Source organism: Microcoleus sp. PH2017_05_CCC_O_A (assembly GCF_020738785.1).
Classification (GTDB): domain Bacteria; phylum Cyanobacteriota; class Cyanobacteriia; order Cyanobacteriales; family Microcoleaceae; genus Microcoleus.
Window position 1 is genome coordinate 60,565 of record NZ_JAEQCB010000036.1, and the last position, 10,478, is coordinate 71,042.

The following is a 10,478-nucleotide window of genomic DNA, read 5'->3' on the forward strand; positions in this document are numbered from 1 at the left end:
TTATAAAATCTAAAATCTAAAATCGATTGACTGCTGTTGCTGTCATCATTCCCCAAAACCAATCGATTTTGTATCGTTCAATTTCAACTTCTTGCAATCCCTCATCCCGCATCATCGCTTGACATTCCGCGACTCCATAGGTACGCAAATGAGCGCGGTTAAAACATCGCAGGAAAAAGTCACAAACCTTGCAAGTTAGATAATCATAACACCAATCTGTAATCACTAGACGACCATTAGGTTTGAGAACCCGTTTTGCTTCTTGGAGTGCTTGGGATGGATCTCGAAAAAAATGAAATGCACTGGTTGAAACTACTAGATCAAAATAGTTGCTGGGAAATGGCAGGTTGTCAGCACTACCTAGTTTTAACTCCACAAATTCAGGTAGTTTCTGTTTGGCAATTTCGAGCATTTCGGCACAGGCGTCAATTCCGATAACTTCTGATTCTGGAGACACCTGTAACAGACGTTGAATTAAAACCCCGGTTCCACAACCAAGGTCTAAAATATGTTCCCCTTGATTAATGTCTAGACGGTTGAGTGTTTCCTCTATTGTGGTATTGATATAAAATGACCAGCGACTATCATATCGCTTGGCGAGGCGAGAATATTCTGTTTGAACTGGATCTGAGTACATGATTTTTAATTAGAAGGAAGACATAATAAGCTGTTCCGCATCTAAGTTAGGTTTTTTGTGCGGGCGAGACGCCCACCCCACAATAATTTTATCAAAATCTAAGTGAATTTTTCGGGCGAGACGCCCACTCCACAATAATTTTATCAAACTTAACTGTGAAATTTAGATGCACCTCAGCTTATTAGATGAAAGCTCGGAACTGTCTTATTTTATTTTGGATTTTACAGCCCGAGATTCTAATGTAAATCCGGGAATATCTGCTAATTCTGTTTCACTCAAACTGTACTGTTCGCAAACCAAACTCAGGCGAGTCCCAGGACTTGTAACTGCATTCACAGAATGGGTTAAGTCTCCTTGGAAATACACCAGCGTATTTGCTTCTGGCTTAATTTGCCCGACTTGTTTTTTGTGACAGCGCAACACCAACTCTCCGCCTTCCAGATTTGTCGGTACTTGCACATACAATACGCTGACTGTCGCGGGCGGTTCAACTGTTTTGCAATACGATCGCAAAGATCGATCGATATGCGGATCGACGCGAGAACCTTCTTTCAGCAGTAGAGGGTTGAGGTAAAAAGCATTACAAGCTGACTGTAGGGCTTGGTCTAGATAGGGTTTGAAGCAGGGGAATTTCTGTTCGACTTGTGCAATCTCTGAACGCTGGAATACCAGTGAAAACCCTTTTGTACCGATGAAGTCGCGGTTGAGATTATTGATGGCAAAATAAGGAGATGCGAGAATTGCTCCGCGCAAATCGTTGAGATAAGTAGTGGAGAAAGCGTTAAGATGTTTGCTATAGTATTTCAAGGAATTCAAAGGTAATGTTGACGATTTCTTTGTAACTTTTTTAAATGGCAAAAATAAATACTATTTAACTGCCATCCTAAATGTTTGGCAATATCTCATACATTAATATATAGCCTTTCTCAAAAAAGTGAGGTATGCCCGCGAGTCCTATGCTCTATGCCCTATGCCCTATGCCCATTAGTACCTCATCTTTCTGAGAAAGGCTATAACCTTCTTTTTTTATAGATGTAACTGTATTTTTTCACCAGGTAATTCTATTTGTCCCTTATATTGTATTTCAATAGTCATTGGTGTCAATTCTTGAATTCTCCAATTCTCCAATTCTTCAATCGATTAGCCGTAAAGTCAAGTTGTGTGTCTAGAGCCGGGGAAAGCCCTGAATGGGCATTGACAAAAAAACTAAAATGTGTATGAGACTAAGGCTGAGTAAAAGTGGCAGCAGAAATTAGCAGGCAAAAAGGCGGAAAACAGCTTGCTTCAGAAGTAGAGACCGGGCAATAAGTTTGCCAAAGACTAAAAATTTTGTTATGAGTTGAGCTACAATTAACCTGTTCTAAGCCAAGAATTGGTCAACATCACAAGTATCCTGTAGAAATCTGAAGTTGAGAATCTCAGAGTTGTCGAGGAGCGGGAGCCAACAAAAAACTATGCCTCAAAAAGTAATCGCCAAACAGATGTCCTTGGAATCAGCGTCCGATCCGATCGCCGTGGTGGCGACCGTCGAAACAGTGCCATCCGAAACAGTGGCAGTAGAGTCCTACGCCGATCGGTTGATGGACGAACTGTTTGAAGGAGTCGATCGAGCATTCGACGGCAGCGAGGGACTGCCAGCCGAGCAGATGCCACCAGCAGAATTCGTGGCGCTAAAATCCATCTCGGTACCTCAAATAGTTTTGTCGCAGTTGGCGCCAGAACCTCCGCGAGGCGGGGAACAAGAGGTAGCAGCGATCGCCCGCCAAGTCGCCCTAGAAACAACCAAAAAACAGTCCAAACAATCATTTGACCGAATCCTGCTAGGAGCAGCCTGTGGGTCGCTGCTTCTAGTCATGGGATTGTGGCTGGCAAGCAGGTCGGGACTGGTGCGCTTGCCCGCAGCCCCGACCCCGCAGACGCCGGCAGCAAGTGGCAAAATTGCACCAGACACCCAGTTTGTCGAATACGTGCAGCGATCGCTAGTAGCGATCGAACAAAAAAAAGCTCCTCAGGCTAACTCGCAACTTGCCACAGTTCCGGGAGCCGCAACCCCAGGAACACTCCCGAGCATTTCAATTTCCGGCGCGCCACCGGCAACCGCAGGTCTTTCGACAGCAGTCAACCGCATCGCGAATGCCCTAGAACAAGCCGCCGCCGCGCCGGGAGCACCTGCACCCCAAGTCGTAGTCATCCCTCCCCCCGCTCAGGTGACTGTGGCTCCGGCGGCTCCGACTCAGGTGAATGTGGCGGTTCCGGCAGCTTCTCAAACCGCAGCAGGTTCGCCTTCACCGTCAGCCTCTGCCTCCGGTCGCGCGATCGCCACCGCTGGCAATCGCAGTCCCCTCGCGGCTGCTGCTTCCCCCTCGGAGTCTGTGCAGCCAAAGATTTTGGCTCGCGAAACTGAATCAGCACCAGCGCCAGCAGCAGGGCAATCCGCGCCAGCGCCCCAGCAATCGGCAGCGGCTGTTACCGGCGCGCCGACTTCCGCCCAGACGCTAGTGGGGATTTTGGAATTGGGCGATCGATCGGCTGCTTTGTTTGAAGTAGACGGTGTAGCCCGCAGAATTTATGTCGGTGAAAGCATCGGCGCTAGCGGTTGGACTCTGGCAGAAATCAAAAATCAAGAAGCAGTTATCCGCAAGGGTGGAGATGTGCGATCGGTTTTTGTCGGACAAAAGTTCTAATCCGTTAGTTGACAGTTGACAGTTGTCAGTTGTCAGTTGTCAGTTGTCATATCAATTCCGGTAGCATCGTCCTGTATTCAGATCTCTATTCTCGGACTCTGTGTCAATAGTGTTCTAGAAAGGTTAAATCACCTGACCATGCAACCGGAAACGATATCAGTTATCAGTTGTCAGTTGCGGTGCCTTGAGCGAAGTCGAAGGGTCAGTTGTTAGTAGCTAATAAATCGATCGCTGGGGAATCTCCACTGCTAAAAACGAATAACAAATAACCAATAACAAATAACCAATAACACAGAATTTTCATAAAAAATGAGCATATTTGATGATGTCAGCCGCTTTCTAGAAACCCGATTAGAAGAATTTTTGCGTAGCAACCCCCACCTGGAATTGCAGGCAATAGAAGAACAACTCAAGGAACAAGAAGAAGACACCCTGCGACTGATTCTAGAGATTCAGAAACAAGAGAAAACACTGCAAGCAGAAATTCTGTCCGCCGCCCAAGAAATTCAGCGCTGGAACGATCGCGCCAACAAAGCCAAAGCAGCTCAAAGGCTGGATCTCGCTCAAGCCGCCCAAGAGCGACAAGCAGCTTTGCTGCGTCAGGGAAATCAGCGCTGGGGACAAATGCAAGGCTGCAAAGAACGGATAGAAAAAGCCAAAGAATTGTACCGCCAAATTCAATTGCGCCGAAAAGAAGTCCGGGCCAAAGCCGCAGAAGCGAAAACTAAAACTACCGCTAAAGCAGATAAAACTGAGCAGAATTGGGATACAAAGGGTTGGAATCAGAGTTCTAATTATAACAGTTTTAAGGCGGCAGACCCTCTAGAACAAAAGTTTCAAAACTGGGAAGCTGAGGAAGAACTCGATCGCATGAAACGCAATATGGGTCGATAAGCTGCTGGGCGAGCGAGAGATAGCGTGCTATGTTCCAGAGGAGAATTTGAGGAGTGGGGAACAGTTCCGGGAAATATACAATTTAAATCCGCAACAGCCGATCGAGAGTATCCCTGTTGAACAATAATTTTTGTTAATTCTGTACCCATATATTCGTAAATATGCAATAAATCTCCAATCTCCAATCTCCAATCTCCAACGGCAGGACAGGGATTTTGGCAAATCCAGCCTATCGCTCATAACATAGGAGGAAGAGTCGCCTTCATGGCATCATAGAAACTTGTCCCTCATATCATTGAAACCGATGACTGCTCAAAAATCCCCCGTTTCCCCCGTCACCTGGATTGAAGACCGAGTGCTGCTAATTGAGCAAAACCGACTGCCCAAAGAATACGCTACAGTCGAAATTACCAACTCTCAAGATATGGCTGAGGCGATTAAAACTATGATCGTCCGAGGTGCTCCGGCGATTGGGGTAGCAGCAGCTTACGGGATGTATTTGGGGGCGCGAGAAATCTCAACGGGCGATCGCACTGAATTTCTGGCTAAACTAGAACAAGTTGGTGAATTATTGCGATCGACTCGTCCCACAGCAGTTAATTTGTTTTGGGCAATATCCCGAATGCTCAAAACAGCAAATCAAACTACCGGTTCCGTCGAACAAGTACAAAAAACTTTGTTAGAAATGGCCAAAACCATTCAAGCAGAAGACGTACAAACTTGTAAAGATATCGGCGACAAAGGTTTAGAAGTTCTACCAGCAACACCCGAAAAATTGAACTTACTAACTCACTGCAATGCCGGTGCGTTAGCCACAGCCGGCTACGGTACAGCATTAGGTGTATTTCGTTCTGCTTGGCGAGAAGGCCGACTCGGCAGAGTTTTTGCTGACGAAACTCGCCCCCGTCTCCAAGGCGCCAAACTCACCACTTGGGAATGCGTGCAAGAAGGAATTCCCGTCACATTAATCGCCGACAATATGGCCGCTCACTGCATGAAACTCGGCATGATTCACGCCGTAGTTGTCGGTGCAGACAGAATCGCTGCTAACGGCGACGCCGCCAATAAAATTGGCACTTACAGTTTAGCAATTGTTGCCAAAGCTCACAACGTCCCCTTCTTTGTCGCCGCTCCTCTGTCAACAATTGATTTTGAACTTTCCGACGGTAGCCAAATCCCCATTGAAGAACGCGATTCAGTTGAAATGTATCAAGTTGGAACTACCCGAATTTGTCCTGAAGGAGTAGAATTTTACAATCCAGCTTTTGATGTAACTCCGGCTGCATTAATCTCGGGAATTATCACAGAATACGGCACGGTTGCTCCGGAAGATTTGAAACAGTTTCAAGCAAAACAATTAGTTTAATTGTATGTTACTCCACCGCTCAGTTCATGATTAATTTTTGCGAATAATACTGCTTTGGCTAATTAGGTGGAGCGATGAATTTGACGTGAAATATGTAGCCAAAGCCGCAGATATGTAAAGACACGGCCGTGCAGCGTCCTACCGCCATTCAAGTTTTAAGCAATGGTAAAAACATGATTTATAGCTCTCGTAACCAGCAGATAAAAATTGCGATCGCAACTCTAATTCTACCAGTTTTGTTTCCTACAGTGGCTCATGCTCAGTTGTCGCCAACCCTTAAAACTCAGGAATCAGCAGCCAAACAATATGTGGTAGAAATGAATAAAGCTCAGCAAGACTACTATCGCAATAATACGGGTTTTACAAGTTCTGTTTCTAATCTAGCTCTCGGCATTAAAGCTGACACAGCTAATTACAAATATTCAATTGATACAGTAAACAAAGCTGTATTTAATTATGCAGTGTCGAATCAATCTAATCTCAAAAGTTTTGTGGGTGGAGTCTTTTTGGCAGGAAATAAGACCCAAACAATCTTGTGTCTAAATGTTGCTTCTGGCAAGATTAAACCAGCTAAGCCAACAATGGATACTAAAGGGGTTGTAGCCTGCGGTGCTAATACAGCAAAAGTTGCTCAATAAATTATCTCTAATTGATGTGTAATTTAGCAGATAATTGGATAGTAAGTGCAGATATAGCTAAGGAGTTGCTGTCACGAGGAGCTACCTTGCTCGATGCTCGCGCACCTATTTTAAAGTGGTTTTGCCGTCTCCCGCCAGCTATTCCCGTAACTTGGCAGGAATTTTCGCGATCGCACTTTCCGCACAAAGGCAAAATTCTCGAAGATGACACAATCTTAACAGAAAAACTGCAAGCACTGGGAATTTGTCAAGACAAACCTGTAATCGCGATCGCCAATTCCGTGAAAGGATGGGGCGAAGACGGGCGGATTGTTTGGATGCTGCGAAGTTTGGGACACGAAAAAGCTGTTTTTGTAGGTGGAGGATATCAAGCTTTAGTCAAAGCTGGAATTTCTCATGTAACAGGTACAAATAATCCACCTCAGCCCGGAGATTTTATCGTATCTCGCCGCTCGACTTGGGAAATCAATCGGGATGATTTAAAAGCTATTTTAGGCAATGATAATTTAGCAGTTATTGATGCCCGAGAGCCGCGAGAATATGCAGGTAAAACACCTTACGGAGAAACGCGGGGCGGCCACATTCCCGGGGCAATTCACCTTTATTACAAACAGTTGATGGACAAGCAGGGACAACTCCTCTCTCGCGGGGAAATTGTCGAAATCTTGCGGCAGAAAGGTGTTTCGCTGTCAACTAAAATTGTGAGTTATTGTAGTGGCGGAATTAGGTCTGCGTGGTTGACTTCGGTCTTGACAAGTTTCGGCTTTGATGCTAAGAATTATGCAGGTTCAATGTGGGAATGGTCGGCTTCGCCTGCTGATAGCTATCAGTTAGAAAAAAGTCGTAGGTTGCCTCAGCTTAGAGCTTGTCAATTAGAGATATAGCGGTTCTCAGAATGATGAGGTACGTTGTTGGGCTTCAGCCCTCTTAGTTTGGTCGTAGGGTGCGTCAGCTCAGAGCTTTTTAATTATATATGAAATAACCATAGCTGACGCACCCTACTAAGCTTTGACAAAACCTGCTAATTCATTAAGAATGCAACCTTGATAAACCGACGGGTTTCAGGTTGAAGCATCTCAACCAACTTGTTCGATATACTGAGCGAGATCGTCGCGCAGGCGGCTCAGTTCGGCTTCGGTGGTGACGCGCAGGCGATCGTCCCTAACCGTAATCAGCACTTTCGCAGCAAAAGGAGTCGCCCAAATATTTGGGTTGCAGAAAACCTCCAAAAATACATCCCCTGCATACCGATATTCCATCGGTTTTTGGGGAGAAGCTTTAGCACCAGCGGTTTTGGCTGCTACGGCTTTCAAGCTGTCCATCAAAGTGGCGATCGCACTTTGCAAATCCCGCGCAGCTTCCGGGGAAAAGCTAAACGAGACAGAACCTTCAACTAAATTCAGTGTCAGCGGAGAAAGAGACATGGGCAATGAAATTTAATATACAATCGTTAATGCTAAAAAATATAGTAACCCAAAAGAAGTACGTTCCAGCTCAATTGGACTGCGAGAATGCTATTAATTGAAACTTCTCTCAACAAGCTTGGCTAAATTAATGAAAATAAATCTAGTTGCAAGCTAGATTCTATAATACTTTTAACCTTTCGTGACTTGATACGCTTTAAACTAGAAGCCAGAAAACTCGATCGCTGATAGAGGAGATTCTATGGTTGCCGATAACCGTTCCGAAGTCCGCAAGGTTTTAATCATTACCTTATTGCTAAACTTGCTAGTGATGGCAATTAAAGCAGGCGTGGGATGGCTGACTGGTTCCTTGAGTTTGCTGGCAGATGCCTTGCACAGCGTCACGGACAGCGCTAATAATATTTTAGGATTGGTAACTAATCATTATGCCAATCCGCAACCCGATCGCGATCATCCCTACGGACACCAGAAATTTGACGCTCTCGGAGCTCTGGGAATTGCAGTTTTTCTGGGAATTGCCTGTTTTGAAATTCTCAGCGGTGCTGTCGAAAGGCTGCTACACGGCGGTAAAGCTGTCAAAATATCCCCAAATGAACTGTGGATTTTGCTGCTGGTACTGGGGATTAATATTTTTGTAACTTTTTACGAGCGCAGAGTTGGCAAACGTCTCGGTAGCGCGATTTTGGTGGCTGACGCCCAGCACACGATGAGCGATGTTTGGGTGACAATTATGGTCATCGGCGGGTTGATTGGTGTTTGGCAAGGTCAGATTTTAAAGATACCTCAATTGCAATCCCTGGATGTGTTTTTGTCTTTTCCAGTTGCTCTTTTGGTATTTCACAGCGGTTGGAAAGTTTTAACGGAAAATTTGCCTTGGTTGGTGGATGAAATGGCGATCGCACCGGAAGTCATCCAAGCAATTGCCATGGATGTGCCCGGAGTTGTTAATTGTCACTCGATCGCCTCTCGCGGGCTGATCGGGCGTCAAGTGTTTATTGATATGCACATGATTGTCAATGCTGTCGATGTAGAAACTGCTCACCGGATCACAGAAGAAGTTGAAGCCCGTTTGGAAGAACGTTTCAGCCCTGTACGCATCTTAATTCACGTTGAGCCGCCTGCTTACCATTCCGACCAAATTAGCTACGAGGCGCAAGAGAGGGAAGAAGGAATCAGCAAGAGGTAAGGATGAAGCAAGAAAGATTTAGGCTGTATTTCCAGTAAAAAGCAGGTTGAGTGATAAAGGAGGAAGGCGATGAAAGGCGATCGCAATTCCTCCAATTTTTTAAATCCTATCAATCTGGTGAGAGCAATCGCACTTCGTTTAGTTGTGGTTTTCCACAGGAAAAAGGGGGTTTTCCACAGAAATATGCAAGTTTTCCACAATAGCTTTAATAATTATCGGGCAAAAGACTATAGGTATAAGTTGCCAGTATTTTGGATTTCTACAGCTATTTTCTCTCGCAAGTCCCAAGGTACCAGAATTTCGACTTGCGCTCCCAAAGCTCCCAACCACCTCAGCGGGTAGTAATCTCTCATTGACATACTCCCCGGCGTAAACGCGCGGGGATTCTTTACGCCTCATCGACTGATGCTACCTTTCATAGTCTTACTCTGTCTCCGCGTACATTTAAGGTACACCGCAACTGACGCAAAGCACTGAACGAATAGATAAATCAATCTTCCCCCATTTGAATCCACAATCTGCACAGATTTGGCTAGTCGGTTCCCACCTACTAATTACCTTGAATTCCCTGCCAAATTTCTCCGACTTGCCCTCACAAAGAGTCCTGAATTCTCTCCATCCTTGCAGACTAATTGCACTGGCAAGTTTACGATTCTTGACCATGCCTGACACGTTCAAATCTTCCAAAATAATTACTTGGTTTTCGTTGACTATTTTGGTTGACAATTTGTGTAGGAAGTCTTGGCGGGTGTCGGCAATTCGATTGTGTAACTTGGCAATTTTAATGCGAGTTACATTCCTTCTTTTAGAATCTTTTGGCTGACGAGCTAATTTGCGTTGTAGCTTACGAACTTTCTGGTCTAACTTTTTATAGCCAGGACTTTCGGCTTTTTCGCCATTGCTCATTACCGCAAAGGTTTTAATGCCTAAATCAATTCCGATACTTGGATTCTTAGCTTCAATTTGAATTGATTGAACCTCTACAACAAAACTCAAGAAATAGCGGTTTGCACAGTCCTTGATTACCGTCACAGAACTAGGCTCAGACGGAAGACTTTTAGACCATATTGGATTAACAATTCCAATCTTGGCTAAGTAGACACCATCACCTTTGATAGAAAATCCTCCAACTCTAAAACGTGCCGATTGACTACTGGCTCTTTTCTTGAATTTAGGATATCCAACTTTACGCCCTTTTCTCTTACCTTTGCAGGAGTTGAAAAAGTTCTTGAAAGCAACATCTAAATCGGCAACAGATTGTTGCAAGGGAACGCATGACACATCTCCTAGCCAAACTCTTTCTTCAGTATTCTTGGCTTGGGTAATGACGATTTTTTGCAAATCCGCTGAACTAGGCTTTTTATCTGACTGTTTGCAAAGTGCAAGCGCATCATTCCAGACCACCCGCACACAGCCAAACAGTTGAGCTAAGCCCTGCTGCTGTTGGCTGGTTGGGTAAAATCTGTAGCGATATCTTGCTTTCATCACTATGCTAGAATTGGTCTGCTACTAAATCATATCTTGGTTTGCCAACGATGAGAACCTTTATCGTCGAGAGTGCTATTCTTTTACAGAACTTAGAATGTACTTGGTCTATCCGTTGGTGCCGCACCCTTAGAAGTATTGAAAGAGTATATTAGAAATCAAGA

General features: G+C 44.9%; 11 protein-coding genes. 6 read left to right on the forward strand and 5 right to left on the reverse strand.

The genetic code is table 11. The annotated features are described in order from the left end of the window. Positions 1-16: 16 nt before the first annotated feature. Both JGK20_RS10825 and JGK20_RS10830 read right to left on the reverse strand, forming a co-directional pair. Positions 17-637, reverse strand: a complete 621-nt coding sequence (locus tag JGK20_RS10825) for a methyltransferase domain-containing protein (RefSeq protein WP_293230396.1) — start codon at positions 635-637, stop codon at positions 17-19. 204 nt (positions 638-841) lie between these two features. Next, the gene (locus tag JGK20_RS10830) at positions 842-1,453 is read right to left on the reverse strand and encodes a 2OG-Fe(II) oxygenase (protein ID WP_293200870.1); all 612 of its coding nucleotides are present in this window, start codon (positions 1,451-1,453) and stop codon (positions 842-844) included. A 638-nt stretch (positions 1,454-2,091) separates the two neighbouring features. Here JGK20_RS10830 and JGK20_RS10835 point away from each other — a divergent pair. From JGK20_RS10835 to JGK20_RS10855, 5 genes are all read left to right on the forward strand, one after another. After that, positions 2,092-3,321 (forward strand): hypothetical protein, encoded by a 1,230-nt coding sequence (locus tag JGK20_RS10835; RefSeq protein WP_293183147.1) that lies wholly within the window; start codon positions 2,092-2,094, stop codon positions 3,319-3,321. Between the two features lie 309 nt (positions 3,322-3,630). Continuing rightward, positions 3,631-4,215 carry a TIGR04376 family protein gene (locus JGK20_RS10840; RefSeq protein WP_293183144.1) on the forward strand — a complete coding sequence of 195 codons (585 nt, stop codon included), beginning with the start codon at positions 3,631-3,633 and terminating at the stop codon, positions 4,213-4,215. A 304-nt stretch (positions 4,216-4,519) separates the two neighbouring features. Next, positions 4,520-5,581, forward strand: a complete 1,062-nt coding sequence (gene mtnA, locus JGK20_RS10845) for an S-methyl-5-thioribose-1-phosphate isomerase (RefSeq protein ID WP_293183142.1) — start codon at positions 4,520-4,522, stop codon at positions 5,579-5,581. Between the two features lie 128 nt (positions 5,582-5,709). Then, positions 5,710-6,219, forward strand: a complete 510-nt coding sequence (locus JGK20_RS10850) for a type IV pilin-like G/H family protein (RefSeq protein WP_293196663.1) — start codon at positions 5,710-5,712, stop codon at positions 6,217-6,219. 14 nt (positions 6,220-6,233) lie between these two features. Beyond that, entirely contained in the window at positions 6,234-7,103 is an 870-nt protein-coding gene (locus tag JGK20_RS10855; RefSeq protein WP_293230399.1) for a rhodanese-like domain-containing protein, read from the forward strand. Between the two features lie 192 nt (positions 7,104-7,295). Here the strand turns inward: JGK20_RS10855 and JGK20_RS10860 are convergent, their stop codons facing one another. Beyond that, positions 7,296-7,643, reverse strand: coding sequence for a hypothetical protein (locus JGK20_RS10860; protein WP_293183136.1), 348 nt, complete (start codon positions 7,641-7,643; stop codon positions 7,296-7,298). Positions 7,644-7,884: 241 nt separating this feature from the next. Here JGK20_RS10860 and JGK20_RS10865 point away from each other — a divergent pair, with 241 nt between their 5' ends. Further along, the gene (locus JGK20_RS10865; protein WP_293192255.1) at positions 7,885-8,829 is read left to right on the forward strand and encodes a cation diffusion facilitator family transporter; all 945 of its coding nucleotides are present in this window, start codon (positions 7,885-7,887) and stop codon (positions 8,827-8,829) included. A gap of 227 nt (positions 8,830-9,056) precedes the next feature. Here JGK20_RS10865 and JGK20_RS10870 read toward each other — a convergent pair whose 3' ends face one another. Both JGK20_RS10870 and JGK20_RS10875 read right to left on the reverse strand, forming a co-directional pair. Then, entirely contained in the window at positions 9,057-9,182 is a 126-nt protein-coding gene (locus JGK20_RS10870; protein ID WP_293192257.1) for a hypothetical protein, read from the reverse strand. A gap of 91 nt (positions 9,183-9,273) precedes the next feature. Continuing rightward, on the reverse strand, positions 9,274-10,314 hold the full coding sequence (locus JGK20_RS10875) for a transposase (protein ID WP_366038772.1): 1,041 nt from the start codon (positions 10,312-10,314) through the stop codon (positions 9,274-9,276). Positions 10,315-10,478 lie beyond the last annotated feature (164 nt).

What these genes read in the sequence shown, in the direction of transcription:
- JGK20_RS10825 (WP_293230396.1), bottom strand. Translation starts at nt 637, where the DNA reads ATGTACTCAGATCCAGTTCAAACAGAATATTCTCGCCTCGCCAAGCGA.
- JGK20_RS10835 (WP_293183147.1), top strand. Translation starts at nt 2,092, where the DNA reads ATGCCTCAAAAAGTAATCGCCAAACAGATGTCCTTGGAATCAGCGTCC.
- JGK20_RS10840 (WP_293183144.1), top strand. Translation starts at nt 3,631, where the DNA reads ATGAGCATATTTGATGATGTCAGCCGCTTTCTAGAAACCCGATTAGAA.
- mtnA (WP_293183142.1), top strand. Translation starts at nt 4,520, where the DNA reads ATGACTGCTCAAAAATCCCCCGTTTCCCCCGTCACCTGGATTGAAGAC.
- JGK20_RS10855 (WP_293230399.1), top strand. Translation starts at nt 6,234, where the DNA reads ATGTGTAATTTAGCAGATAATTGGATAGTAAGTGCAGATATAGCTAAG.
- JGK20_RS10860 (WP_293183136.1), bottom strand. Translation starts at nt 7,643, where the DNA reads ATGTCTCTTTCTCCGCTGACACTGAATTTAGTTGAAGGTTCTGTCTCG.
- JGK20_RS10865 (WP_293192255.1), top strand. Translation starts at nt 7,885, where the DNA reads ATGGTTGCCGATAACCGTTCCGAAGTCCGCAAGGTTTTAATCATTACC.
- JGK20_RS10870 (WP_293192257.1), bottom strand. Translation starts at nt 9,182, where the DNA reads ATGAGAGATTACTACCCGCTGAGGTGGTTGGGAGCTTTGGGAGCGCAA.
- JGK20_RS10875 (WP_366038772.1), bottom strand. Translation starts at nt 10,314, where the DNA reads ATGAAAGCAAGATATCGCTACAGATTTTACCCAACCAGCCAACAGCAG.